Origin of the sequence: Rhizobium sp. WYJ-E13, from assembly GCF_018987265.1 — a bacterium.
In the GTDB taxonomy this organism is placed as follows: Bacteria; Pseudomonadota; Alphaproteobacteria; order Rhizobiales; family Rhizobiaceae; genus Rhizobium.
In genome coordinates this window covers 2,652,349-2,677,062 of record NZ_CP076853.1, presented here as the reverse complement: position 1 = coordinate 2,677,062, position 24,714 = coordinate 2,652,349, and the positions used below count along the sequence as shown (strand labels likewise).

General features: G+C 60.0%; 31 protein-coding genes. 15 read left to right on the top strand and 16 right to left on the bottom strand.

Features of this window, described 5'->3' with window-relative positions; genetic code table 11:
• Positions 1-2: 2 nt before the first annotated feature.
• From pgeF to lgt, 3 genes are all read right to left on the bottom strand, one after another.
• The gene (pgeF, locus tag KQ933_RS13530; protein ID WP_216755360.1) at positions 3-797 is read right to left on the bottom strand and encodes a peptidoglycan editing factor PgeF; all 795 of its coding nucleotides are present in this window, start codon (positions 795-797) and stop codon (positions 3-5) included.
• A gap of 104 nt (positions 798-901) precedes the next feature.
• A complete protein-coding gene (locus KQ933_RS13525) occupies positions 902-2,002 on the bottom strand; it encodes a class I SAM-dependent methyltransferase (RefSeq protein WP_216755359.1) in 1,101 nt (366 codons plus the stop codon).
• 19 nt (positions 2,003-2,021) lie between these two features.
• Positions 2,022-2,873 carry a prolipoprotein diacylglyceryl transferase gene (gene lgt, locus KQ933_RS13520; RefSeq protein ID WP_216755358.1) on the bottom strand — a complete coding sequence of 284 codons (852 nt, stop codon included), beginning with the start codon at positions 2,871-2,873 and terminating at the stop codon, positions 2,022-2,024.
• A 193-nt stretch (positions 2,874-3,066) separates the two neighbouring features.
• Here lgt and KQ933_RS13515 point away from each other — a divergent pair, with 193 nt between their 5' ends.
• From KQ933_RS13515 to KQ933_RS13500, 4 genes are all read left to right on the top strand, one after another.
• Complete coding sequence (locus tag KQ933_RS13515; RefSeq protein WP_183731544.1) at positions 3,067-3,327, top strand: accessory factor UbiK family protein; 261 nt, start codon at positions 3,067-3,069, stop codon at positions 3,325-3,327.
• A gap of 402 nt (positions 3,328-3,729) precedes the next feature.
• The gene (locus KQ933_RS13510; protein WP_007824374.1) at positions 3,730-4,230 is read left to right on the top strand and encodes a YbjN domain-containing protein; all 501 of its coding nucleotides are present in this window, start codon (positions 3,730-3,732) and stop codon (positions 4,228-4,230) included.
• A 3-nt stretch (positions 4,231-4,233) separates the two neighbouring features.
• Positions 4,234-5,061, top strand: a complete 828-nt coding sequence (gene proC / locus KQ933_RS13505) for a pyrroline-5-carboxylate reductase (protein WP_216755357.1) — start codon at positions 4,234-4,236, stop codon at positions 5,059-5,061.
• Positions 5,062-5,070: 9 nt separating this feature from the next.
• Entirely contained in the window at positions 5,071-5,412 is a 342-nt protein-coding gene (locus KQ933_RS13500) for a tRNA-binding protein (protein WP_216755356.1), read from the top strand.
• A 45-nt stretch (positions 5,413-5,457) separates the two neighbouring features.
• Here KQ933_RS13500 and KQ933_RS13495 read toward each other — a convergent pair whose 3' ends face one another.
• Positions 5,458-6,027 carry a DUF1349 domain-containing protein gene (locus tag KQ933_RS13495; protein ID WP_216755355.1) on the bottom strand — a complete coding sequence of 190 codons (570 nt, stop codon included), beginning with the start codon at positions 6,025-6,027 and terminating at the stop codon, positions 5,458-5,460.
• 2 nt (positions 6,028-6,029) lie between these two features.
• Entirely contained in the window at positions 6,030-6,674 is a 645-nt protein-coding gene (locus KQ933_RS13490; RefSeq protein WP_216755354.1) for an MBL fold metallo-hydrolase, read from the bottom strand.
• Between the two features lie 279 nt (positions 6,675-6,953).
• Between KQ933_RS13490 and KQ933_RS13485 the strand changes: the two genes are divergently transcribed.
• A complete protein-coding gene (locus tag KQ933_RS13485) occupies positions 6,954-7,571 on the top strand; it encodes a DUF1236 domain-containing protein (protein ID WP_216755353.1) in 618 nt (205 codons plus the stop codon).
• A 294-nt stretch (positions 7,572-7,865) separates the two neighbouring features.
• Positions 7,866-8,132, top strand: a complete 267-nt coding sequence (locus KQ933_RS13480) for a hypothetical protein (RefSeq protein WP_216755352.1) — start codon at positions 7,866-7,868, stop codon at positions 8,130-8,132.
• Positions 8,133-8,214: 82 nt separating this feature from the next.
• On the opposite strand, the gene KQ933_RS13475 is transcribed toward KQ933_RS13480, so the two are convergent.
• Positions 8,215-8,547, bottom strand: coding sequence for a hypothetical protein (locus KQ933_RS13475; protein WP_216755351.1), 333 nt, complete (start codon positions 8,545-8,547; stop codon positions 8,215-8,217).
• A 750-nt stretch (positions 8,548-9,297) separates the two neighbouring features.
• Between KQ933_RS13475 and KQ933_RS13470 the strand changes: the two genes are divergently transcribed.
• Genes KQ933_RS13470 through KQ933_RS13460 form a run of 3 tightly spaced genes read left to right on the top strand, consistent with a single transcriptional unit; the run spans position 9,298 to position 11,893 of the window.
• On the top strand, positions 9,298-9,789 hold the full coding sequence (locus KQ933_RS13470) for a MarR family winged helix-turn-helix transcriptional regulator (RefSeq protein WP_216755350.1): 492 nt from the start codon (positions 9,298-9,300) through the stop codon (positions 9,787-9,789).
• Positions 9,790-10,491 carry a response regulator gene (locus KQ933_RS13465; protein WP_216755349.1) on the top strand — a complete coding sequence of 234 codons (702 nt, stop codon included), beginning with the start codon at positions 9,790-9,792 and terminating at the stop codon, positions 10,489-10,491.
• Between the two features lie 25 nt (positions 10,492-10,516).
• Positions 10,517-11,893 (top strand): ATP-binding protein, encoded by a 1,377-nt coding sequence (locus KQ933_RS13460; RefSeq protein WP_216755348.1) that lies wholly within the window; start codon positions 10,517-10,519, stop codon positions 11,891-11,893.
• On the opposite strand, the gene KQ933_RS13455 is transcribed toward KQ933_RS13460, so the two are convergent.
• Entirely contained in the window at positions 11,890-12,270 is a 381-nt protein-coding gene (locus tag KQ933_RS13455; protein WP_253958238.1) for a helix-turn-helix domain-containing protein, read from the bottom strand. The genes KQ933_RS13460 and KQ933_RS13455 overlap by 4 nt on opposite strands.
• A gap of 97 nt (positions 12,271-12,367) precedes the next feature.
• Between KQ933_RS13455 and KQ933_RS13450 the strand changes: the two genes are divergently transcribed.
• On the top strand, positions 12,368-13,240 hold the full coding sequence (locus KQ933_RS13450; protein WP_216755347.1) for an oxidoreductase: 873 nt from the start codon (positions 12,368-12,370) through the stop codon (positions 13,238-13,240).
• A 63-nt stretch (positions 13,241-13,303) separates the two neighbouring features.
• Here KQ933_RS13450 and KQ933_RS13445 read toward each other — a convergent pair whose 3' ends face one another.
• The 3 genes from KQ933_RS13445 to KQ933_RS13435 all read right to left on the bottom strand — a co-directional run bounded on the left by KQ933_RS13445 (position 13,304) and on the right by KQ933_RS13435 (position 15,516).
• The gene (locus tag KQ933_RS13445; RefSeq protein WP_216755346.1) at positions 13,304-13,777 is read right to left on the bottom strand and encodes a BA14K family protein; all 474 of its coding nucleotides are present in this window, start codon (positions 13,775-13,777) and stop codon (positions 13,304-13,306) included.
• Between the two features lie 144 nt (positions 13,778-13,921).
• Complete coding sequence (locus KQ933_RS13440; protein WP_007824341.1) at positions 13,922-14,137, bottom strand: cold-shock protein; 216 nt, start codon at positions 14,135-14,137, stop codon at positions 13,922-13,924.
• A 488-nt stretch (positions 14,138-14,625) separates the two neighbouring features.
• The gene (locus KQ933_RS13435; RefSeq protein ID WP_216755345.1) at positions 14,626-15,516 is read right to left on the bottom strand and encodes a DMT family transporter; all 891 of its coding nucleotides are present in this window, start codon (positions 15,514-15,516) and stop codon (positions 14,626-14,628) included.
• On the opposite strand from KQ933_RS13435, the gene KQ933_RS13430 reads away from it, so the two are divergent.
• Positions 15,502-16,188, top strand: a complete 687-nt coding sequence (locus KQ933_RS13430) for a DUF1176 domain-containing protein (protein ID WP_216755344.1) — start codon at positions 15,502-15,504, stop codon at positions 16,186-16,188. The genes KQ933_RS13435 and KQ933_RS13430 overlap by 15 nt on opposite strands.
• Positions 16,161-16,610, top strand: a complete 450-nt coding sequence (locus KQ933_RS13425) for a DUF3052 domain-containing protein (RefSeq protein WP_216755343.1) — start codon at positions 16,161-16,163, stop codon at positions 16,608-16,610. The genes KQ933_RS13430 and KQ933_RS13425 overlap by 28 nt, the downstream gene beginning before the upstream one ends.
• Here the strand turns inward: KQ933_RS13425 and KQ933_RS13420 are convergent.
• The 3 genes from KQ933_RS13420 to KQ933_RS13410 all read right to left on the bottom strand — a co-directional run bounded on the left by KQ933_RS13420 (position 16,607) and on the right by KQ933_RS13410 (position 18,492).
• Positions 16,607-17,761: a PQQ-dependent sugar dehydrogenase gene (locus KQ933_RS13420; RefSeq protein ID WP_216755342.1), complete on the bottom strand. Its 1,155-nt coding sequence runs from the start codon at positions 17,759-17,761 to the stop codon at positions 16,607-16,609. The genes KQ933_RS13425 and KQ933_RS13420 overlap by 4 nt on opposite strands.
• Positions 17,762-17,870: 109 nt before the next feature.
• On the bottom strand, positions 17,871-18,203 hold the full coding sequence (locus KQ933_RS13415) for a sortase (protein ID WP_216755341.1): 333 nt from the start codon (positions 18,201-18,203) through the stop codon (positions 17,871-17,873).
• Complete coding sequence (locus KQ933_RS13410) at positions 18,193-18,492, bottom strand: hypothetical protein (protein ID WP_216755340.1); 300 nt, start codon at positions 18,490-18,492, stop codon at positions 18,193-18,195. Before KQ933_RS13410 ends, KQ933_RS13415 begins: the two co-directional genes overlap by 11 nt.
• A gap of 385 nt (positions 18,493-18,877) precedes the next feature.
• On the opposite strand from KQ933_RS13410, the gene KQ933_RS13405 reads away from it, so the two are divergent.
• On the top strand, positions 18,878-20,080 hold the full coding sequence (locus KQ933_RS13405; RefSeq protein WP_216755339.1) for a pyridoxal phosphate-dependent aminotransferase: 1,203 nt from the start codon (positions 18,878-18,880) through the stop codon (positions 20,078-20,080).
• Between the two features lie 124 nt (positions 20,081-20,204).
• Here the strand turns inward: KQ933_RS13405 and KQ933_RS13400 are convergent, their stop codons facing one another.
• Positions 20,205-21,305 (bottom strand): calcium:proton antiporter, encoded by a 1,101-nt coding sequence (locus tag KQ933_RS13400; RefSeq protein ID WP_216758908.1) that lies wholly within the window; start codon positions 21,303-21,305, stop codon positions 20,205-20,207.
• Positions 21,306-21,537: 232 nt separating this feature from the next.
• Here KQ933_RS13400 and KQ933_RS13395 point away from each other — a divergent pair, with 232 nt between their 5' ends.
• The gene (locus KQ933_RS13395) at positions 21,538-21,819 is read left to right on the top strand and encodes a DUF2188 domain-containing protein (RefSeq protein WP_007824317.1); all 282 of its coding nucleotides are present in this window, start codon (positions 21,538-21,540) and stop codon (positions 21,817-21,819) included.
• A 36-nt stretch (positions 21,820-21,855) separates the two neighbouring features.
• Here the strand turns inward: KQ933_RS13395 and KQ933_RS13390 are convergent, their stop codons facing one another.
• The gene (locus KQ933_RS13390; protein ID WP_216755338.1) at positions 21,856-22,764 is read right to left on the bottom strand and encodes a LysR family transcriptional regulator; all 909 of its coding nucleotides are present in this window, start codon (positions 22,762-22,764) and stop codon (positions 21,856-21,858) included.
• Positions 22,765-22,853: 89 nt separating this feature from the next.
• Here KQ933_RS13390 and KQ933_RS13385 point away from each other — a divergent pair, with 89 nt between their 5' ends.
• Positions 22,854-23,873, top strand: coding sequence for an NAD(P)H-binding protein (locus KQ933_RS13385; RefSeq protein WP_216755337.1), 1,020 nt, complete (start codon positions 22,854-22,856; stop codon positions 23,871-23,873).
• Here the strand turns inward: KQ933_RS13385 and KQ933_RS13380 are convergent.
• Positions 23,870-24,667: an aminoglycoside phosphotransferase family protein gene (locus KQ933_RS13380; protein WP_216755336.1), complete on the bottom strand. Its 798-nt coding sequence runs from the start codon at positions 24,665-24,667 to the stop codon at positions 23,870-23,872. The two genes, KQ933_RS13385 and KQ933_RS13380, sit on opposite strands and share 4 nt — an antisense overlap.
• Positions 24,668-24,714: the final 47 nt, after the last annotated feature.

Sequence of the window (24,714 nt, the reverse complement as noted above, 5' to 3'; positions counted from 1 at the left end):
GCTCACATCTCCCTGATGCTGATCGCCGAAATCTGGCGGCCGTAATCCGGCTCCTTTTTATGTGTGGTTCGCCGATAGGAAAAAAAGCGCTCACTATCGGGATAAGTGCAGAGGCCGAGGCTTTCGGCGCGCACGCCGGCGTTTTTCAGCCGCTCGACGGTCAGTCCCGGCAGGTCGAACATCGCGTGGCCCACTGACGGGGAGGGCATGAAGTAACGTTCGTAGGCCGGATCATAGGCAAGGAAGCGCTCGACGAATTCCGGGCCGACCTCATAACTTGCCTGGCTGATCGAGGGGCCGAGGCAGGCTACGATGTTGTCCCTGGCCGCGCCAAGTGCCTCCATGGCGTCAATCGTATTTTCGAGCACACCCATCAGCGCGCCTTTCCAGCCCGCATGGGCAGCGCCGATCACGCGGTTTTCGGGATCTGCGAATAGGATCGGACCGCAGTCGGCTGCCAGCACACCAAGCGCGATGCCCGGTGTTGCCGTGACCATTGCATCGGCCGCCGGCCGCCGGCCGTCATAGTCCGGCCCGATGGTGACGACGTCAGGCGAATGGACCTGATGGACGGTCGCAAGCCGTTCGATCGGCAGATCGAACCAAGCGGCGACGCGCCTGCGGTTCTCCTGCACATTGTCGCGCTCGTCATTTGAGCCAAGGCCGACATTGAGGCCGCGATAGATGCCTTCAGATACACCGCCGGCGCGGGTGAAATAGCCATGGCGGATCGCGCCGCCGGCTGCTTCGTTCAGCAGCGCGCTTTCGATCGGTGCTGGAGAGGCCGCGTCTGTCATGTGATATTCCAGGCTTTTGGAGAGGCATCGACATCATCCTGACCAGATCTCGTCCGGCGAAGCAGTGTCAGCTGTGGCGATGTTGTCGAGCGCGACGCTGTCTGTCAATCCACCGGGCGAAACGGCATCAGGTCGATCGCCGGATGCGAGACGGCCAGCACCTTGAAGAGTTCGCCCATGCGGCCTTCGCCCGCACCGGCGAGTCGGTCGACCGCAGCCTGGATGATCTGTTGTGTATGCGGCTCACGGTCGCGGCCGAGCGCGGCAGCGCGCTCCAGAATGCCGAGACCGGTCAGGAAATCACCCTGATGCAGCGCGCCGTTGATATGGAGGCCGCTGGAGGCCGCCGTTTCCGCAAGCTGCTGGAAGTCGACATGGCTCGTCAGGTCAGCCTCGCCGGGATGGGCAAGCGGCGGATCGAACTCATGCATGCGCACAGCCTGCAGCGTATCACCGAAGCCGGTGACAAGGTGGCCGTAGTCGATCGCAAGTGCTGTGCCGCTGAAGGCCCGCAGCCTTTCGCAGATGGCACTCATGACTGCCTGGCGCGCAGGCGAGATCTCGAACAGTGTACCGACGGGCACGTTCTGCGCGGGCTCCGGCAGCAGCGCCGGATCGATGCCGGCAACACCCGCCGCAAAGGTCAGTTCTTCATCGGCACCGAGGCCGACCATGCGTTCGCGGAAACCGGTCGGCGTGCGCACGAACTGGCGGATCGGGATCGCGTCGAAGAGTTCGTTGGCGACGATCAGCGTGAAGCCCGGCGGTACTTCGTCGAAGCCGGCATGCCAGCTTACCTTGCCGTTATAGGCTTCGAGCGTCTGGCTCTGGACATCGCGCAAGCGTTCGCTGGTCTCGACGAGATGGATCGTCACGTTGTCGAAGAGCGGCGGGGCGATGCGCGAAATCACGCGCAGCATGTCGGCCATCATCGTGCCGCGGCCCGGGCCGATCTCGACGAGGCGAACGCCGGCCGGTGTGCCGTGGCGCTGCCAGGCATGGACGACGAAAACGCCGATCATTTCGCCGAAAAGCTGGCTGACCTCAGGCGCAGTGACGAAATCGCCGGAGCGGCCGAATGGCTCGCGGGTGCGGTAATAGCCGTGTTCGGGATCGGCAAGGCACAGCGAGAAATAGTCGGTGACGCTGATCGGCCCGTTTGCCTGGATGATCGTCTTGATCTTTTCGCCCAAAGCGGTGGTCATGGCAGCCGTTCCGGTAGCTTCAGTGCTGCAAGGCAGCCGCCTGACGGCGGGCGCGGAAGATCGCCCAAAGGCCGAGCAGGATCATTGGGGAGGACAGGACCATGCCCATCGTCAGCCAGTTGGTGCCGAGCAGATAGCCAAGCTGCGCATCCGGCTCGCGGAAGAATTCCACGAAGATGCGCGAGAGCGCGTAGCCGCAGACGAAGACGCCAGTGATGAGGCCCGGACTTTTCAGCGCCTTGGCGCCATAGACGAGGGCGGCAAGGACGAGGAGCAGCACGATGCCTTCAAGGCCGGCTTCGTAGAGCTGGCTTGGATGGCGGGCGAAGGGGCCTCCAGTCGGAAAGACGACTGCCCATGGCATATCCGTCAGCCGGCCCCAGAGTTCACCATTGATGAAATTGGCGATGCGGCCGAAGAACAGGCCGCAGGGCACGACCGTCGCAACGATATCGAAGAGATTCCAGATCGGGATACGGTTGCGGCGGGCAAAGAGGATCATGGCGATCGCCGTGCCGGTCAGGCCGCCATGGAAGGACATGCCTCCATTCCAGATCTGGATGGCACGGATCGGGTTTTCGATGATGGCGCCGAGATCGTAGAAGAGGATGTAGCCGATGCGGCCACCAAGGACGATGCCAAGGGCTGCCCAGACGATGAAATCGTCGAGCTGTGCTCTCGTGATGGGCGAGGTATTGTTCGGCCAGAGCGCATCGTTTGCAGCGATGCGGCGCGCATAGACCCAGCCGAGCAGGATGCCGGCGACATAGGCCAGGCCATACCAGTGAATCGCCAGCGGGCCGATCGAAAAAGCGATCGGGTCGATATTAGGGAAAGGCATTATAGCAAGAAGATCAGCAGCTATCGGCAAGGTTTTCCCACCCGTTGAGATGCGCGGAACATGGCTCCGCGATCTCCGACGGTCAAGTGCATTGTTCGCCACGGGCCAGTGCGAAGGGGCTTATCCCATGCAAAGCGCTTGCATCCTTAACGGCGAAGCCCTACCTCCATTTTCAGTGGCCGCAATGCCTGACATTCACATCGTGCGAAGGGAGAAATACGCCATGACGACCGGAACGAACCGCATCATGGATGAATTCGCCAAGTTGATGACCGATGCCGCCGGTGCTGCGCAGGGCGTGCGCAAAGAGATCGAGACGGCGTTCAATGCTCATGCCGAACGCTGGCTGAACAGCATGGATATCGTCAAGCGCGAGGAATTCGAAGCCGTGCGCGAAATGGCGATCAAGGCGCGTGACGAAAACGAGGCTCTTGCCGCCCGCATCGCCGCGCTCGAAGCCAAGCTTGCCGCAAAGGGCAAGTAAGCGCTGCGTTACACAAGATGCTGTATAAGGTGCGGCGTGGCCCATATGTTACATGCCGCATCCTGGATGAAAAAAATCGGGTGTGATTTTCTGCCTGTGGACACTGCCAAAAAAGCCAATGGGCAGAGTCTTTTACCTCCCCCGCTGAATCTGATTCCATAAGTGCTTTCCACAGCGGGCCCGGCCAAATTTCCGAGAAGGGGGCTGGCAGGCCGCAAGGGGCATTATAGACTGATTTTAAATGATGATTCGAAGCGAATTGGTAAGCTCCAGGCAGGTTCACTGCGTTAGTCTGGCAGCGGTTCAGCGATCATCCAAGTGGTGGTTTCCGGTATTGCGTGTGTCTCGTTTTGTGTTCTTCACGAAGTTAGGCCGCATTTATGCCGGTCAAGAAGGTGCTGCATGAGCCTTATGGAATTGGAAGTCGAACGTCAGTCGAACCCGGTCGACATGATCGAGTACGTGGCTTCAAACAATGACTGGGCATTCGAGCGCTCCGGCGAAGACGAGATTGCGATGACGGTCGAGGGCCGCTGGGCCGATTATCACGTCTCTTTCTCGTGGATGGAGGAATTCGAGGCGCTGCATCTCGGCTGCGCCTTCGACATCAAGGTTCCCGAAATCAGGGTCAACGAGGTGGTGAAGCTGCTCTCGGCGATCAACGGCCAGGTGCTGATGGGGCATTTCGACCTGTGGCGCCAGGAAGATGTCGTCATCTTCCGCCAGTCGCTGCTGCTTGCCGGCGGTGCCGAGCCCACCAACCGCCAGGTGGAAGTTCTGCTTTCCAGCGCGCTCGATACCTGCGAAGCTTATTATCAAGCTTTCCAGTTCGTCGTCTGGTCCGGTATGGAAGCCAACAAGGCGATGGAAGCGGTCCTCTTTGAAACCGTCGGTGAGGCGTAAAACATGCCTGCGAATGCCTTTTCCGCCGCCAATCCGGTCGTTCTCATCGGTGCCGGCAATATGGGCGGAGCGATGCTTTCCGGCTGGCTGAAGAGCGGTGTTCCGGGCTCCTCCGTGGTCGTGGTCGATCCCGGTCCGTCGCCGGCGATGCTGGCGACGATTGCCGATGCGGGTGCCTCCCATGTCACGACTGCTCCTGCCGGTCTCAAGGCTGGCGTGCTGTTCCTTGCCGTAAAGCCGCAGGTGATGGAAGCCGTGCTTCCGGCGGTCAAAAGCGTGGTGGGACCTCAGACGGTGGTGGTTTCGGTCGCTGCCGGCAAGACGCTGGCCTTCCTCGAAAAACATCTCGGCGAAGCGGCCATGGTGCGCGCGATGCCGAACACGCCTGCCATGGTGGGGCGTGGTGTGACCGGCGCCTTTGCCAATTCGCGTGTGAGCGCTAAACAGCGTGACGGCGTCAATGCTCTTCTTCGTGTTTCCGGCCCTGTCGAATGGGTGCCCGCCGAATCCGATATCGATTCCGTGACGGCGCTCTCGGGCAGCGGGCCGGCTTATGTGTTCTATCTCGTCGAGTGTATGGCAGAAGCGGGCCGTAAACTTGGCCTGCAGGCGGACCTTGCCATGCGTCTTGCGCGGGAAACTGTCGCGGGGGCTGGTGAGCTGCTGCACCAGTCCCCCGACGACGCTGCGCGCCTGCGCCAGAACGTGACCTCCCCGGGCGGCACGACTGCGGCTGCGCTTTCCGTGCTGATGGCGGAAGATGGCATGCAGCCGCTGTTCGACCAGGCGCTCGCGGCAGCTCGCAAGCGCGCCGAAGAACTCGCCGGCTGAGAGACGACCATGGCCGAAGAGATTACCTTTGCCGATTTCGAGCGCGTCGATATCCGTGTCGGCACGATCATCGAAGCAAATCCCTTTCCAGAAGCCCGCAAGCCGGCAATCAAGCTGCTGATCGATTTCGGCTCCGAAATCGGTGTGAAGAAATCCTCGGCGCAGATCACGGTCCACTATTCACCGGAGCGGCTCGTCGGACGGCAGGTCCTCGCCGTCCTCAACTTTCCGCCGCGCCAGATCGGGCCGTTCCGCTCGGAAGTGCTCACACTCGGTTTTGCTGACGAGAAGTGCGACATCGTGCTTGCAGCGGTCGAACGTCCGGTACCGAACGGTCAGAGGCTGATGTAGGCAAGCCGACGCGAGTCATCGTCGGCGCGCGCCGTAGGCAAGGACTCAGTGGATATCGCGAGACAGCGGATCGGTCAGCGTAAAATTGTGGAAGACGGCTTCGAAACCGGCGCGTTGTGGTGAACAGAAGACGGGGCCGACCAGCACGATCTCGAAAGCGGGATCGAACCAGGCGAGGCGGGCCATGCGCCATTCGTCCATCGTATCCGTGCTATACTGGATAAAGATAGCATCGCCATTGCGCGTGGCGCGCACTGAGATCGCATCGAAATCATGGCCGATACGGAAAGCCGACCAGTCGGAATTGCCGTTGGTGACCACGGTGCTGAAATGCCTGGCCCCATCGGTATATTCGATGCCGCATTTTATCCAGTGCTTCTCATGGGCGCGGATCATCAGGCCAGCCTGATCGTAGAGCGCTTCGTAATTGCCGGAGAAGGTGACCTCGGCAGTGAAGTCGCCCTTTCGGCTTTCATGCAGGAAGTGGCCGTCGTCGCGGTGAAAGCCGTAATAGGTGCCCTGCCAGAAATCGGTCTTCTCGCCGGAGCGGACGTGAAGGGCGCCGTCGCGTTCCTCGAACAAGGGCGGCGCGTTCAGCCAGGCCATGTGTTTCATGCTCAGATCTCCCGCAGGAAGGGATTATTACGGCGTTCATCGCCGATCCGGCTGCCGGGGCCGTGTCCGCAGATGAAGCCGACGTCGTCGCCGAGCGGCAGGACCTTGTCCCGGATGGAATCGAGAAGCTGGCGATGATTGCCGCCCGGCAGGTCGGTGCGGCCGATCGAGCCATTGAAGAGCACGTCGCCGAGATGGGCAAAGTTCTGGGCGCGGTTGAAATAGATGACGTGGCCGGGCGCATGGCCCGGCGTGTGATAGACCTCGAATTCGTGCGAGCCGAAGGAGACCTTGTCACCATCCTTCAGCCAGCGGTCGGGAGTGACGTTCTGAAGGCCCTGCACGCCATATCTCTCGGCCTGAGTCTCGATGCGCTGCAGGAGCGGCAGATCGTCCTCATGCGGGCCGACGATGTCGATGCCGAGCTTTTCCTTGAGCTCCTTGGCCCCGCCCGCATGATCGAGATGGCCGTGGGTCAGCCAGATTTCCTTGATCTTGAGGCCGTGCTCCTCGATCACGCCCGCAATGAGCGAGACATCGCCGCCGGGGTCGACGACCACGCCTTCCTTCGTATCGGGATCGAAGAGAATGGTGCAGTTCTGCTGGAAGGGTGTCACCGGAATGATACCGGCCTGGAGCATGCCCATGAATGCCTCGCTTCGCGTCTTCAATGCCCTGTCTCTATAGGCGCAAACGCAATCGAAGGCAGCCGGAATTTTCGGCAGACTCACGCGAAAAAGACAAGCCGCAACAGGAATTTATCGGCTTTTCAGAGGGTGGGTCGTGATGCTCTCCGGCGGGTTTATTCCATTTTTTCAGATGCTTATCGAGGATTTCCTCGTGCCGTTCGCCAGCCCGTTCGTGTGCCGCGGAACATCCTCGCAACCTACGCGTTGTCAGCCCATCACAACAAGGGAGACCTTATAATGACCTCGAAGACAAACCTTCTGCTGGCCGGCGCCTTTCTGGCCGCAAGTGCCGGCTTCGCCCAGGCGGACATGGTGGCGACGTCCATCAACGACCTCAACATCCGCTCCGGCCCCGGCCCGCAATATCCTTCCGTCGGTCTTGCCACGCGCGGCTCGACCGCCGTGCTCGATGGCTGTATCGAAGGCAGCCGCTGGTGCCGTGTCGACGTGAATGGCGTGCGCGGCTGGGTCTACGCCGAATATCTGCAGGTCGATCAGGGCGGCTCGCCCGTCATCGTCGAGCAGCATCGCGTCGATCTCGGTGTGCCTGTCGTGACTTATGAAACGACCTCCAGCGTCGTGCCGGCAGAGCCCATGCCCGCACCAGGCGACGAGTTGATCGGCCCGGTCGGCTCAGTTGAGGCCATCACGCCGCCGGACGAAGTCCGCACCTATATCGACACAACCCCGACACAGGCCGTGCAGCTTGGCGGTGATGTCGTCGTCGGTGCCCAAGTGCCCGCCGACGTGACCTTCCAGACGATCCCGGATTACCAGTATCGTTATGTCCGCATCAACGACCGGCCGGTGCTGGTCGATCCGGGTACGCGCCGCATCGTCTACGTCTATCAATAAGCTGAAGGGGAGAGGCGGCCATGCGGCCGCCTTCGGTTTGTCGAAGGCCTCGCCCTCCACTTGGCGTCATCCTCTGCCTCGTGCCTGATATCTGCTGCGGATCGGCGATGGCAGCTGCTCGGGACAAGACCGGGCACGACGAAGAAAGCTGGCGTATCCGCCCGGCCGATCCTACAAGCTCTCGCCTGGGTTGCCCGAATTCTCCACTTCTCCTCCTGAATATGATAATATTCCAATATGTCATCTGGTGATGGCATGAGTCGGCGATCGGGGAGATCGCCATAGGAGGAAATTATGGAAGCGCTACTTCCGCTCATCACACAATTGATTGCGGGTGCTGTCGGGGGCAATATCGCAAGTGCTGCTCTCAAGCAGCAGGCCATCAACGTCGTTGCCCGCACGGTCGCGGGCGCTATCGGCGGTATCGGCGGCGGCATGCTGCTCAGCATGCTCGGTGGCGAAGCGGCAATGACCGGGCTGATCGCCGATGGCATCGGCGGGCTGATCGGCGGCGGCATCCTTTCGACGCTCGCCGGGCTGGTCATGGCCAAGGCACGCTGAAGGTTCGAGCGCTCTGGACGCTGGACAACGAAACGCCCCGGTAGACGTAAGCGCCTGGCCGGTGGCATGATTGGCTGAGGTCTTATTCGGCGGTTGCAGAGGCCGGATAGATTTCCCCCATGTGGTCGTTCGTCAGCGTTCCCGAGATCGTCTCCGACGTGAGGCGATACGGTTGATTTCGGATATAGGGTGACTTCCGCGGCCAGGCCGGTCGGGAAGCACTCGCAGAGGCTCTCACTTCTTTCAGGAAGATTTCCCGTTCGACGACTTCAACGCCATGGTGCTTGGTGAGTTCGATCCGGCGGCGATGCTGCTGAGAGGCAATTCGGGGTGGCGTATGAAGGACGCCGTCCTTGACGAAGGAGAAATTGGCGCCGGTCGCCTCGGCCACTTGACCGCGATAGTCGAGCATCATTGCATCTGCCTACTGCATAATTCCTTAAATCGGAATCGATTTAAGGACAAAATTATGCAGAAACTCAAAGTGTTACAGCGTCCTTTGCGCCTCTTAAAAGACGCGCGGCGCTGTAGCCTTTGGCTTCGGCCGCATGCTTGCAGATGGTGCGATAATGTAGAGACCGGCGGCCTTGGAGAAACTCGGCACCGTCTTTGGATCGAAACGTCGACACTCGCCATATCGAGGCGGATGCTCTTCGGCTTTTCGGCCGGGTTGAAGTCATTGTCCCACTGTTAAATGGCAATTGCCATGTTGATGCAGTTCGCCTGGGAGGAAACATCCATCATCTTGCTGGCGCGCTTCGCGATCGGCTGCACGTGAGCGTGGGAAGGGCTGGCGCTTCAGGCGTTTGATCGTTGCCGTGTCCAGCTTCACGACGGAGTAAGGGCATCTTGAAGCCGAGGATCTCGGCGACTTGCGCAGGCGCTGATTGTGTTCGGTGAGTTTGGAGACCTTGCTCCTCCGGCGCGTTTGCACCATGTCTGTTGATTGTTGTCCCCATTACGTTCTATCCACTGTCGCAAGGGGAGACTGCGCGTTGCGTTGGAGATTTGTCGGGCGGGCTTTAGTTTTCGGGAAAAGAACAGTCCGTGCGGGGGCTCCCCCAAAGTTCAGGGAAGCTATCGGCGACGTAAATTCATGTCACCAAGGCTGGCATATTTTTATGAAAACGTTGCTGACATCGCGCCAAGAGAGAGGAAATGCCGAGTGCCACGACAGACCAGCTCGAAAGCAGGCAAACCTGAGCCGCTGGCCACGCCGATGGAGGATGTCGGCATCATCGATTTCGAGATCATCGAGCTGTTCTTCTTCGCCTATCGCGACTTCGTATCCGATCCCGACGCCATTCTCGAAAAGAGTGGCTTCGGACGGGCGCATCACCGTGTCGTGCACTTTGTCAACCGCAATCCGGGCATGACGGTCGCCGATCTGCTCGATACGCTGAAGATCACCAAGCAGAGCCTCGCAAGAGTGCTGAAACAACTGATCGATTCAGGCTATATTCGGCAGGTGGCAGGCCCGGAGGATCGCCGCCAGCGCAAACTCTATCCTACCAAATCGGGCAGGGATCTGGCACTGGCGCTTGCCGAGCCGCAATCACGCCGTATTGAACGGGCATTCGAGGAAGCTTCCCCGGAGGCGCGGGAGGGCGTAAAGGCATTCCTCAGAGGCATGCGAGACAGACAGAAGGCGGATTGAATGGCGGTGAAAACAGGCATTTCCGATGACGCGGCGCATCTTCTCGTCGTCGACGACGACACCCGTATCCGCGCGCTCCTGAACCGCTACCTGACGGAAAACGGTTTTCGTGTGACCATTGCCTCCGATGGGGCGGAGGCGCAGCGCAAGCTCGCGGGGCTCGATTTCGACCTTATCATCATGGACGTGATGATGCCGGGCGAATCCGGCATCGAGGTGACACGCGGGCTCAGGGCCGTGAAGAACGTGCCGATCATCATGCTGACGGCGCTTGCCGAATCCGACAGCCGTATTGCTGGGCTTGAAGCCGGCGCCGACGATTATCTTCCCAAGCCTTTCGATCCGCGCGAACTCGTTCTGCGTGTCAACAACATCCTGCGGCGCAACAGCGGCGGTGATACGCTGAAGATCGAGCAGATCATGTTCGGGCCTTACACCTTCTCGCTGACGCGCAAGGAGCTGAAGAAGGCGGCGGAAGTGATCCGCCTGACGGATCGCGAGCAGGAGATCATGCTGCTTTTTGCCCGCCGGGCCGGCGACACGATCCCACGGCACGAGCTGATCGGAGACGATGCGGAAGTCGGCGAACGCACCATCGACGTTCAGATCAACCGCCTGCGCCGCAAGATCGAGGACGATCCTGCCAATCCGGTTTGGCTGCAGACGGTGCGCGGCATCGGATATAGGCTGAGCATCGACTGAAACGACAGGTTCGGGACCGGCGCAAATGGTGACATTCGACAGCTTGCGGCGGGAAGACCGCTCCCCTGCACCCGGCTGGCGCTGGTTTGTGCGCTGGCTGCGCCGGCGATTGCCGACAGGCCTTTATACGCGTTCGCTGCTCATCATCATCATTCCGATGGTGCTTTTGCAGTCGGTCATTGCCGCTGTTTTCATGGAGCGTCACTGGCAGATGGTGACGGAGCGGCTGTCGCTAGCCGTGACCCGGGATATCGCCGCCATCATCGAGATCATCGACACCTTTCCGCAGGATACCGATTATAGCGATATAACCCGCATTGCCCGCGATCAGCTCAACCTGCAGATTTCAATCGAGCCGGATGGAGATCTGCCGCCGCCGCGCGAAAAGCCGTTTTTCTCGATTCTCGACGGCATTCTGAGCGACGAGATCACCGAGGAAATCCGCCGTCCGTTCTGGATCGATACGGTCGGCAATTCCAACCTCATCGAGATCCGCATCAAGCTCGACAACCGCATCCTGCGCGTCATCACGAAACGCAGCCAGGCCTATGCATCGAATACGCATATCTTCATTCTCTGGATGGTCGGCGCGTCACTGGTGCTGATCGCGATCTCGATCCTCTTCCTGCGCGGCCAGATCCGGCCGATCCTCAATCTGGCGCGGGCGGCGGAAAGCTTCGGCAAGGGGCAGAAGGCCGACAATTTCTATCCGCGAGGGGCCGACGAAGTCCGGCGCGCAGGTCTTGCCTTCATCCTGATGCGTGAGCGTATCGAGCGGCAGATCGAGCAGCGCACGGCGATGCTCTCAGGCGTCAGCCATGACCTCAGGACCATCCTGACACGCTTCAAGCTTCAGTTAGCGCTCGCCGGGGACAATCCTGATCTTGCCGGGCTCAATGAAGACGTCAACGACATGCAGACCATGTTGGAGGCCTATATGGCCTTTGCCAAGGGCGAGGTGGAGGAGGATGTCGGAGAGCTGAAGCTCAGCGAGGTCTTCGAGAAGCTTGAAGTCGATTTCGAGTTGCACGGCAAGACGCTGACCTATTCCATCGAGGGCGAGGATCATGTCTCGGTGAGGCCAAACGCCTTCCTGCGGCTCGTCACCAATCTCGCCTCCAACGCAAGGCGCTATGCCGACACGCTCAATGTCGAGGTCAGGCACAGCGCAAAGTGGCTGACCATCGTTTTCGACGATAATGGTCCGGGCATTCCCGAGAAGTACCGGGAGGATGTGTTCAAGCCGTTCTTCCGGCTGGATAGCGCACGCAATCTCGATGCTTCGGGCACCGGTCTCGGGCTTGCCATCGTGAGGGATATCGCGCGCAGCCACGGCGGTAATATCACACTTGGCGACAGCCCGCTTGGTGGATTGAGGGCAACGGTGCGTATTCCGGCCTAGCCTTTTGCAGCCGGTTTGGCGGTATCGAATTCATTCAGGTGGACGACGATCCAGCGCCAGAGCGAGACGACCTGTGTCAGTAGCTCGCGGCCGAGCGGTGTCAGCTCGTATTCGACGCGCGGCGGCACCTGCGGATAGAGTGTGCGGATGACGAGGCCGTCGCTTTCGAGCGTACGCAACGTCTGGGTCAGCACCTTCTGGCTGATATCCTCCACCCGTTCCAGCACTCTTGAAAACCGCAAGGGGCCATCGGCCTCCGAAAGCACGTGCAGGACGCGCAACGGCCACTTGGCTGCGGCGCGTTCCAGCATTTGCCGCGCCCGCGCATCCTGCTCGTCGCTCATGTTGCGGCAAAAATCGAAGATGTCGTCTTTCATCTCAGTTACTTTCAGGTGTGTATAGATCTGTAAGGTACCTTCTTTCTAATGGAAACAATAGATCCTAAATGAAGCGAGAACCGAAAAGGAGGTTTCCATGTCGAAGGTTTGGTTGATTACAGGAAGCTCGCGCGGCCTCGGGCGGGCGACGGCCAATGCCGTGCTTGAGGCCGGTGACAAGCTGGTCGCGACGGCGCGCGATCCCGCTCAACTTGTCGATCTCGTCGAAGCGTATGGCCCACGCGTTGTTGCGCTGCCGCTTGATGTGACAGATGAGGCGGCGGCTGAGACTGCGGTGAAGACCGCGGTCGAAACATTCGGCCGGCTCGACGTGCTGGTCAACAATGCAGGTTACGGCAATGTTGCGCCGATCGAGGATACGAGCCTTGCGGATTTCCGGGCGCAGATCGAGACCAATCTCTTCGGCACAATCATCATGACCAAGGCGGCGATCCCGGTCATGCGCGGGCAGGGGGCAGGGCATATCATCCAGTTCTCGTCCGTCGGCGGCAGGATCGGGCCTGTCGGGCGTGCACCCTATGCGGCGGCGAAATGGGGCGTCGAAGGTTTTTCCGAAGTGCTCTCCAAGGAGGTCGGACCGCTCGGCATCAAGGTGACAGTGATCGAGCCCGGCGGCTTCCGCACGGATTTCGCCGGCTCCTCGACGGCTCTTTTCGAAGGCCGTCCGGAATATGCCGAAACAGTCGGTGCCATGGCAGACTACCAGCGCAACTATAATGGCCGCCAGCCCGGCGATCCGGACAAGGCGGCTGCCGTGGTGCTGCACATTGCTTCGCTCGATGCGCCGCCGTTGCGACTGCTGCTCGGCAGCGATGCGGCTGCAGCGGTAGAAAAGGCGGATGCCGCGCGAATGGAGGCCGATCGCACATGGCGCGTCATCAGCCAGTCGACCGATTTCGAACAGGGCGGAGGTGCCAAGCTGATGCCCTGGGAGAAGAAGGCAGATTGAGGTATCGACAAAAGAAGAGCGCCGCTCTGTGGCGGCGCTTTTCGTCAGGGTGTTTTCTGTCTATCAGCTTGCGACGCAGAAGTGCTCGCGACCGTCATTGCCGACATAGGTGCCGCTCTGCGGATCGAAGCTGCGGTAGCGGTAGGAGCAATAGCGCTGCCATTGAGCGCTCCAGGGTTCCATGGCGCCGACCGAGCGACCGTAGACAGGGCGACCATAGACCGGCTCGGAATAGACGGGCTCGGAATAGACGGGACGCGGCGCGCGATAGACCGGCGGCGGAGCATATTCCGGCTCATAGACCGGCGGGTCGATGTAGCGGCGCTCTTCGTAGACCGGGCCGTTATTGGCATTGGCGATGGCAGAGCCGACGATCAGGCCCGTGGCAAGGCCGACAGCGCCGCCAACGAGTGCATCGTTGCCGTGGTCGTGGCCGTGACGCCAGTAGCGGTCGCCAGCCGAGGCTTCGCCGATGGCCGAGAGGGTCAGGGCAGCGGCAGTTGCCGTCAGAAGAATGGTCTTTGCAAGCCTGTTCATGGCGTAAAATCCCAGTATCGGGAACCGGAAGCGGTCCCTTCTCTATGGCTCTGAACCTAGTGCTGCCATGCTGAATGGAGTCTGAACGACAAAACCCGGCATCGCTGCCGGGCTTCAACTCGAATTCCATGCCTATTGCGAGGGTCAGCCTGAAATCTGCAGATTGACGGCCTTCGGACCCTTGCCGCGGCGATCCGGCTCCGTGTCGAAGCTTACCTTCTGATTTTCCGTCAGACCGGCCAGACCGGAAGCCTGAACGGCAGAAATGTGAACGAAGATATCGGCGCCGCCCTTGTCCGGCTTGATAAAGCCGAAGCCCTTGTCGGTATTGAAGAATTTTACAGTGCCAGTCTCGGCCATGCCTCAGGTCCTTTTGTCTCCGCCCGCCATCCACACGGGCAGCATTACGCTATTGCCTTCTTGCGAAGACGCTGCAGGCAGATCTTGAAATGTGAGAAAAAGGTCCCCTCTACCTCCGCCGGCTCCAGACAGGACTTATCGCCTGCTGTTTTTTGGAACCGGCTGACCGGAATATTAGCGTTTCCGGCGCGCAAATTCTTAAGGACTTCCCATGCTCGCAAAATGCCCGAACGCGCGAAGAGTGCTGCGTTTGAAGGATTTTGGCAAGCAAAAGTTTTTTAACGTGTTGCTAAGAACACACCCGCAAATCTGGCCTGTTTTCACGAAAACGCAAAAAATCCTCCCTCAGAAGCAAATGATTAACGTTTTATATCGTCTGCAATATAAGTTCCGGGCAGAATTTACCAAAAATGCAACGATAGCGCGTCTTGTCACCAGCATAAAAAAATTTCTAGATGGTCCTGAATGCCCCACAAATGGACGCGTGTTCAGGCCATTTGCGCGCGGCGGCGGGTCATTTCGGGCACGAGTTCGACTACAAGCATAGCGGTAAACATCAGTGCGCAACCGACATAACCGAGCGGCGGCATGCTTTCGCCCAAGAGAAGTGCGGCGAGCGTGGCGCCGAACAGCGCTTCGGCGGAGAGGAAGATCGCCGCCTGCGACGGCGTGGTGTAGCGCTGGGCGATGACCTGCAGCACGAAGGCGACGCCGGAGGAGAAGATGCCGACATAGAGAATTTCGGGCGCTGCTGCGCGGATATCTGTCAGCCTGATCGGTTCGAGTATCATGGCGATGATGAGTGCACAGGCTGCCGTAAACGCGAACTGGGCGCTGGACAGGGCAAGAGGCCGGCCGGTTTCGGCGACCGTCGTTCCAGCAAGCGTAATCTGGACGGACCAGAAGATGGCGCAGACGACTGTGAGCAGGTCGCCGACGGTGAGCGACGAGAGCTGGCCGCCCGAGAGAAGATAAATGCCTGATACGGCCATGATTGCGCCCGGCCAGATGACCCAGTGCGGCGAGCGACGGAGGAAGAAAACAGCAATCAACGGCACGAAGATCACATACAGTCCGGTGATGAAGCTGGAATTGGTGACGGTCGTCGTCTGCAGGCCGATCTGCTGTGTCGATGCGCCACCGAAGAGCGCAAGGCCGATCATCAGATAGAGGCCGAGGTGTCTGCGGCTGGTGGCGACTTTTACTTTGCGGGCTTCAAGGAGCGTGAAGGGCAGAGTGGCGAGTGCAGCGATGGCGAAACGCAGGCCGATGAACCAGAAGGGGCCGATCGCATTCATTGCCGTCGATTGGGCGACGAAGCCTCCGCCCCAGATGGCGGCTGCAAGCAATAGAAGGAGGTTCGCTTGAACGCGCGTCATTTCACCCTCAATGTTGGGGAAGCGTCTAGGAGTTATGCTTTGTGGGTTAGCAGTTGCATTTCTTTTGAGCAAGGACGAGGTTTTGCCAAACGGTTTGGAGGCGTGCGCATGGGGGTGCGGAGAGTTGCCGTTGTGACGGTAATCGTTGTGTCGGGGCTCGGGGAAGCGTCGGCCGAGACATCCTCATCCGTGCGGCCGATTTTGCACTTTGCCGATCTCCCAAAGGCGGTGCGGGCAGACATCGAGCCCAAGGATCGCGAGTGTCATATCGAAGAGAGCCGCCTTGCCTATGGCGATGCCTTCGAAGTTGTCGATGCCGGAGGAAAGAGGCTGATCATCTTACCGTGCGGCCTGGCAGGTGCCTATAATATGCCGTTCGCGCTTTATGGCGGTTACGGTGAAGAGATTTCCAGGGCGATCTTCCCGCTGAAGTTTTCGGAAACGACCGGCGATATGGCCTTCAACATCCGTTACGATAGGGTGGAGGGGCGTTTTACCTCCTTCCTGAAAGGGCGAGGCATGGGCGATTGTGGCAGCTACTATGTCTGGCGCGCTGCTGAGCCGGGCAGCAAGGATTTTCTTGTTCTCGAGGAGGTGCGGATCAAGGAAGAATGCGATGCCGGAGGTGACGGCGGCCCGGCGGCATGGCCGCTCATATGGAAGCGCCAGTGACCGTAGGATATTTCGGCACGCCGCTCATCAGGAAATTGGGATTGAAGCCAGGGCAGGCTGCCTTGCTCATCAATGTTCCCGACGGGCTGACCGAGATTGATGGTTTTGAAGGTTTTGCTTCGGTCGAGCATAACTTGCCGCCCGGCTCCTGCCGGCAGTTCGATTATATTCATGTCTTCGAAACGCAGCGCGCGCCATTGGAAGAGATGGCCACTGGGCTGCTTCGGGCCATCAGGCCCGACGGCATGGTCTGGATATCCTGGCCGAAGAAGAGTTCGAAAGTGCCGACCAGCATCACCGAGGATGCGCTACGCGAGATCCTGCTGCCGACCGGGCTCGTCGACGTCAAGGTCTGCGCCGTCGACGAGACATGGTCGGGGCTGAAATTCGTGATCCGCAGGGAATTGCGAAGTGCGCTTTAGCCGGCCCGGTTTTCGGCGCGGGAAACCCGGAGCAGTTCGCCGTCATCCTCGTCGGTCACCATCAGCAGTGCGCCATCGGGGGCGACGATGACATCGCGGATGCGGCCATAATTGCCTTCGAACATGCGTTCCTCGGCGGTAAAGGCGCCGCTTGCATCCCGCTGCATGCGCGACAGCAATTGGAATTTCAGGGCCGCCACGATGAAATTGCCGTTCCATTCCGGAAACATCTTGCCGCGATAGACGACGAGAGCGCCCGGAGCGATCGACGGATCCCAATAGTGCAGCGGCTGTTCCAGGCCCTCCTTGGCTGTTCCTTCGCCGATTTTGGCGCCGGAATAGTCGCGGCCGTAGGTGATGATCGGCCAGCCGTAGTTCTTTCCGGGCTCGGGATTGTTGATCTCGTCACCGCCGCGTGCGCCATGCTCGACGGTGTAGAGCTTGCCGTTGGCGCTGTCGAAGGTGATGCCCTGCGGGTTGCGATGGCCCTTGGACCAGATCTCCGGCAGGGCTTTGCTGCCATTCTTGAAGGGATTGTCGGCGGGAATGCTGCCATCGGCATTGAGATGGACGATGGAGCCGGCGTCATCCTTCCAGTCCTGCGAACGATTGCGGTTGCCGCGGTCGCCGACGCTGATGAACAGCGAACCGCCGGGCGCGATTGCGATGCGCGAGCCGTACTGTATGTTGCCGCGGGTAAAAAGCCGCATGGTGAAAATGGGCGTGACGTTTTCGAGGCTCTTTTCATCTGATGACAGCGTGGCGCTGAAGGCCTCCGTGCCAGAGCCTCTGTTGTTGGCGGTTGCGGCGGTCAGATAGAGTTTGCGGCTGGTCGCGAAATCCGGGGAGAGGGCGACATCCATCAGGCCACCCTGACCTCGTGCGCTGACCTCGGGCACGCCATCGATCGGGTCGGAAACCTTGCCATCGCGGATGATGCGCAGTCGTCCCGGCCGCTCCGTAACGATATAGCCGCCATCAGGCAGGACCTCGACTGCCCAGGGATGCTCCAGTCCTTCGGCGAGTTTCTCGACACGAACCGAAACTTCCTGCGTCCTGACAACGTCCCCAGTCTGGGCGAGGACTGGACCTGCAAAAGCAGCGGCCCCTGCGAGCAGCACGGCGAAACGGAAAGTCGAAATGGCGTCCATCATAATCCCCGTCGTCAGTTTGAGGGGAAGGTGGCGCGGGGCATGGGGCGCTTCAACGGTAGTCGGCGCTCCATAACGGTTTTGTGTTCTCGGGTTGAATGAGAAGAGGTCAGTTGATTACGTGGGCAGGGAAGCGGATGTCAAAATCGGCCTGTTGCAGCTCGGCGCTCATCATCCGTTGTGTGATGAAACCAGTGCGCTTTGCTTCAGCCTTCAGGAAAAGCCCGCAGCCGATCAGCGCCATGCCGTAGAAGGCGAGGCACACGATACCAACGGCGACCAATTTTTCGATGATCGAAAGTCCGGGGAGGCGGGGTCTCGGCGATGCGGGCGGCACTTCATGGGCCACGGCGGCAGCCATGGCGAGCTCCATGTAGGTCGGCAGCGGCTGGAACGCGTCTTCATCCTCGTTCCAGCCTGCACGCTGCGATTTACCGGGCATCGCGCTTGCCTCCGGAAACAACGAGACCCTTGATGCGTCGCAGCCAGATGGCAAAACCGTTTGCTGCGACAAAGGCGGCAAAAAGCATCGTCAGGCCTTGAGTGATCGTCTGGTCGGCATGCGTTGCCTCACGGGCGCTGGAAGCCACGGCCGGTGCTGCTTCGGCGACTGAAAAGAGGCTGAACGTCGCGACGACACAGCATGCAAAAGCGATGACTGCCACCATCAGCGACAGGCAAACCCGGCTTGTGCGCAAGCGTCCCGCTGCGCGCTCGTCTTCCAGAAACATGGCATGCCCTCAATAACCAATGTCCGATGGTGATAGAATACGGGTTTGATCTCGGCGCTCTCACGACCGAATTGCGGCATGCCGCAGCATTTGTTGCGGCTTATTCGTGGCAAATGGTAAACGGCCGATAACCTTGTTTTTAAGGAATAAAACGGGGCCGACTTCAGAAACTTATTCAACTTCCTGTGAGGCTGGATCCGCCAATTGCGGCGTCTCGCCGAAGCGCGGTTCAGAATTCCGGATGCGGCTGCGGCAATAGATCAATAAGAATCATCGCCGCCATCACGCCTTTGCGCTTGAAATGCTGTCATACATTGGACATAGAGCTTAGCGCAGAACTCCGGTCCCGGCCTTCTGCCCGTTTCAACCTTGTAGGACCGATATCATGGCTTTCCTTGCCGATGCCCTTTCCCGCGTGAAGCCTTCAGCCACCATCGCTGTTTCTCAGAAAGCGCGCGAGCTGAAAGCCAAAGGACGCGATGTCATCGGCCTTGGTGCCGGCGAGCCGGATTTCGATACGCCCGATAATATCAAGAAAGCCGCCATCGACGCGATCAATCGCGGCGAGACGAAATACACGCCGGTATCCGGTATCCCCGAGCTGCGCAAGGCGATAGCCGCCAAGTTCAAGCGCGAGAACGGTCTGGAATATTCCTGGGAGCAGACGATCGTCGGCACGGGCGGCAAGCAGATCCTTTTCAACGCTTTCATGGCGACGCTGAACCCCGGCGATGAAGTCGTGATCCCCGCGCCCTACTGGGTGTCCTATCCTGAGATGGTGGCACTTTGCGGCGGCACGCCGGTTTTCGTTTCGGCTACCCAGGAGCATAATTTCAAGCTCCAGCCCGCCGATCTCGAAAAGGCGATCACCCCGAAGACCAAATGGTTCATCTTCAACTCGCCGTCCAACCCGACGGGCGCCGCCTATACGCATGCCGAGCTGAAGGCGCTGACCGACGTGCTGATGAAGCATCCGCATGTCTGGGTGCTGACCGACGACATGTACGAGCATCTGACCTATGGCGACTTCAAATTTGTCACGCCGGTCGAAGTCGAGCCGAAACTCTACGACCGCACCCTGACGATGAACGGCGTCTCCAAGGCCTATGCGATGACTGGCTGGCGCATCGGCTATGCGGCAGGCCCGATCCAGCTGATCAAGGCTATGGACATGATCCAGGGGCAGCAGACCTCAGGAGCGACCTCGATCGCCCAGTGGGCGGCTGTCGAAGCACTGAACGGCACACAGGACTTCATCCCCGAGAACAAGAAGATCTTCGAAGGCCGTCGCGATCTCGTCGTTTCCATGCTGAACCAGGCCAAGGGCATCGTCTGCCCTGTGCCGGAAGGGGCCTTCTACGTTTATCCGTCCTGCGCCGGGTTGATCGGCAAGACGGCTCCGTCGGGCAAGGTGATCGAGAACGATGAGGATTTCGTTTCCGAGCTGCTGGAGTCGGAAGGTGTTGCCGTCGTGCACGGCTCGGCCTTCGGCCTCGGCCCGAACTTCCGCATCTCCTATGCGACCTCGGAAGAGCTGCTCGAGGAAGCCTGCCGCCGCATTCAGCGCTTCTGCGCCGCCTGCAAGTAATCGGTGGCATCAGCCCCATTCGAAGAGCTCGCCAGAGATGGCGGGCTTTTTTGTTGTCTCGTTTTTCACTTCAACGTGCTGCGGAAATGATTCCGCTTTTGCCGCCAAGTCGCTGATTTCAGATTCAGAGTCCGATCGAGCTCAGCATGATGAAGGTAGCGAAGAGGATGAAATGGGTCATGCCCTCAATGGCGTTCGTCTCACCATCGTTAAGGTTGATGGCGGCTGCAATCAGGGTGATCGACACCATGACCGTCTGGACCGGCGACATGGCCATGATGAAGGGCTGGCCGGTGTATAGCGCGATCCCCTCCATGACCGGCACTGTCAGGATGACCGTCGAGAGAGAGGCACCCATGGCGATGTTGACGGTCGCCTGCATGCGGTTGCGCAGGGCCGCCCGCAAGGCTGTCAGGATTTCCGGTGCTGCGGAGATGGCGGCAACCACGATGGCCGTTACGGCAATCGGAGCACCGCTGTCGCGCAGGCCTTCGCTCATGAAGCCCGACATGAATTCGGCGAGCGCACCGATGATCACCACGCCAATGAGGATAATCGCGATCGAGGTCGAAACCGAACCCTCTTCATCGTGCTCCTCGGGATGTTCTTTCTGCCGTTCCGAGCGCGGGTAGCTGTAGGAGAAGAAGTAGCTGTGCTGGCCGACTTGCATGCGCAGGAAGAGGCCGTAGAGGGCGATCATCGCGATGATGGTGAAGCCCGAATAATAATGCCATTTATCGTGGGGCACGAATTCCGGAACGATCATCGAAATGCCCATGGCCGTCAGGATCATTACGCCATAGGTCTTGCCGGAATTGTCGTTGTAGGGCTGCTCGCCGTGCTTCAGGCCGCCGAGGAGGGCGGCAAGGCCGAGGACTCCGTTGATGTCAAGCATGAGTGCCGAATAGATCGTGTCGCGCACCAGCGTCGGCGAGCTTTCTTCGCCGCTTATCATGATGCCGAGGATGATGACTTCGACGGCGACGGCCGAGAGCGTCAGGATCATCGTGCCGTAGGGGTCGCCGACCTTGACGGCCAGCAGTTCGGCGTGATGGGCGACGCGCATGGAGGCGAGCACGATGGTTACGATCAGGGCGGCGGCTGCGACGAGCGCCGTGGCCCGGCCGGCCTGCATGAGAGAATGTTCCAGCAAATAGGCAATGACCGCGACGACGATCGCCACGATCAGGAATTTTTCTTCCTTGAGATGCAATGCCATGTCCATCACCAGCGACGATTTTGATTCCCTGGGCAATCTAAGCCGGTGATTTTTCCATGCAAGCAGACTCGCGACTGATGGAATTTGCAGTCTGTGACGATTAATGGAATACTGCTTTTCATACGGCAGCCGGAAAACAGATCGCGGCGTCCTCGAAATCTTCTCAAGCGGCCCGCGCTGAACCGGACATGATCCGGAGGCCCACGGATGCGCAACGAGAAGAAGAGGAGACACATGCATGGTCAAGGTGGTCTACGAAGTCGTACCGCATGACGGCGGCTGGGCCTACAAGCTTGGGGACGTCTATTCCGAAGCATTTCCGAGCCACTCCGAAGCGCTCGAAGCAGCCCGCATCGTTGCAGCCGAACAGCAGGTCGGCGGCGATTCCGCCGAGATCAGCTGGCAGGATGCGCAGGGCAAGTGGCACGAGGAATATGCCGAGGGTGGTGATCGTCCCGAGACTGAGGTCGTGGACGGCTTTACCAAGGGCCGTTCGCCGGAGGTCTCCCCAGAGCCCTGATCTTCCGCCGATTTCCTATCGTCTTTCAGCGCGTCGTCAGGCGCGCGTTTGCTTGCATGACTTGATATAGTTCAACAGGCCCCTGACCAGCGCGTCGAAGGTGACGCGGCAGCGTGGCGAGGTCTTGAGGCTCTCGTGCATGGCGACCCATGTGCCGAGCGGGATTTCGAATTCATCCGCCATGATATGGACGAGGTCGGGGTTTGGACGGGCAAGCCCCGTCTGGCAGATGCCGATGCCGATGCCGGCACGAATGGCGGTGTAATGCGCCAGATGGCTGCTGGTGCGGAAGGAATAGGCAAGCTCGTCGGCCAGCGGGTGGAGCTTGCGCATCATGCGGATATAGGCCGTCTGCCGGTCGAAACCGATGATGCGATGACCGGCAAGCTCGGCCATGGTCCGCGGCGTGCCGTGGCGTTCCAAATAGCGGCGATGCGCGTGAAAGCCGAGCGGGATATCGCCGATGCGACGCACCATCAGCGCATCCTGCTGCGGCTCGGCCATGCGCACGGCAATATCCGCCTCCCGGTTCATCAGATCTTCCAGCGCATCGGAGGCCGAAAGTTCCACCTGCAATCCGGGATAGGCTTCCTGCAGATCGGCAATGATCGGTGGCAGCACCTCGATGCCGATCACTTCGCTGGCACTGATACGCACGGTGCCTTCCACCTTGCCGCGCTGGCTGGATGCGGTGCGCAGGAGAGCAGCAGCCGTCGTTGCCAGTGTTTCGGCATAGGGCTGGAGATCGAGCGCCACGTCTGTCGGCAGCAGGCCGTTGGATGAGCGGATGAAAAGCTCCGCGCCGACGGCCTCCTCCAGAGCGTCGATATGGCGGCCGATCGTCGGCTGCGTCAGACCGAGTTCGCGGGCGGCGGCCGAAAGCGATCCCTGCCTTAACACGGTGAGAAAGGAGCGGTAAAAGTCCCAGCTTGGCTCGATGTTCATATATTTATGTATAGCGATGCAACTTATTTCGTCAATTTTGTTTATCTGCCTGTGGAGGCATAGTCGTCTCATCGAACAAGGAGACGATCATGAGCAGCGAATATCAGAACAGGAAACTGGCGCTCGTTCTCGGCGCGACCGGCGGCATCGGCGGCGCAGTCGCCCGCAAGCTGCGGGCGCACGGCTGGAAGGTGAGGGCGCTCAACCGAAACGCTGCGAAGGCATCCGGCAGCGAACAGGGTTTCGAGTGGGTGCAGGGCGACGCGATGAACGCGGCCGACGTGCGCAGGGCCGCTGAGGGCACAAACCTTATCGTCCACGCCGTCAATCCGCCCGGCTACCGTGACTGGGAGAAGCTGGTTCTGCCGATGCTGGAGAATACGATTGCCGCGGCTCGTGCCGTCGGTGCGCGCATCCTGCTGCCTGGTACCGTCTATAATTTCGGGCCGGATGCCTTTCCTGATGTGACGGAGGATAGCCCGCAGCATCCGGTGACGAAGAAGGGCAAGATCCGCGTCGAGATGGAGAAGCGCCTGAAAGCTGCCTCTGAGACCGGCATAGGTGTCATCATCGTCCGCGCCGGGGATTTTTTCGGGCCGGGCGCCACAGGCAATAGCTGGTTCTCCGCCGCTTTTGCTACGCCGGACAAGCCGGTTGGTACCATCAAGAACCCGGCACTGCCCGGCGTCGGGCACCATTGGGCCTATCTGCCCGATGTTTCCGAGACGATGGTGCAACTCGTCGAGCGAGCCGAACGCCTGCCGGCCTTCGCCTGCTATCACATGAACGGCTTCTGGGATGGTGATGGCCGTCAGATGGCGGAGGCGGTTCGGCGTGTCGCCGGCGGCAAGGCGAAGATCGGCCGCTTTCCATGGTTCGTTGTGCCGTTGCTTGCTCCCTTCATGACTGTCATGCGGGAGCTGAAGGAGATGCGCTATCTCTGGAAGGTACCGTTGCGCATGAAGAACGACAGGCTGGTGGCCGAACTCGGGACCGAGCCGCATACGCCGATCGATGAGGCCGTGCGTGCGTCGCTCATCGCTCAGGGCTCGCTGCCCGAACCGCATGGTGCGACGGCGCTTCTTTCGCACGCCGAAAAGGCGGTTTAAGCAAGTTCCGCGAGTGCGATGCGCGCGACCGTCAGAGGCTTCTCCGCCGAGGCATGGTCGTCATCTTCAAGGAACCAGGCGGCGGAGAGGCCGGAATAGGCGGCGATCCATTTGAGCAGCCTTGCTGGCTCGATATCGGCTTCCTTGGAGACGATCGGCAGCTGACGTTGGAGGCGTTCGGGATCTGTCACCGTCGGCAGGTCTTCGTTGGCGAAGATATTGGCGAAGTCGTAACCGCGTTCGCCATAGATCCGCTTGGGATCGATTGCCAGCCAACCCCTTTCGCCGAAATCGAGGATGTTGCGGTGGTGGATGTCACCGTGGAGAATAGTGAGCTGCTGAGGCGCAGCGAGCAGGGTGGTGGCGATCTTCCAACTGTCGGCAAAGGTGCCGCCGTAGGTGCGTGCCGCAGGCTCCAGACTGCGGAACCAGCGCTCGAGCGTCGTGGAATCGTCAAGAGGGGTGGGGCGGGGCGCATGCAGCCGTGCTGCCGTCTGCACCATGATGCGGCTCGCTTCATCGTCCTCGCCATTCAACGCCATGTCGAGCAGCGAGCATTTATCCGTCGCACGTTCCAGAAGGACGGCATCATCTTCCTGCGCGTAGACTCGAGCCGCGCCATCGCCGTCCCACCATTTCATCAGCAATGCGCCGTCTCGCTCGCTGCTGTCGGTTGCAACTTTCAATATGGCGGGTTTGTCCTGCCAGATGACCGGTAGGAGACGGCTTGAATGGGTGATGATGGGTTCGCCGTCCGATGTCAGCGACCAGCGTTCGAGATAAGGCGAGAACATGGGCGCATGCTAGCGACGATGCCCTGAAATGGAAATCCCGCCGGTTG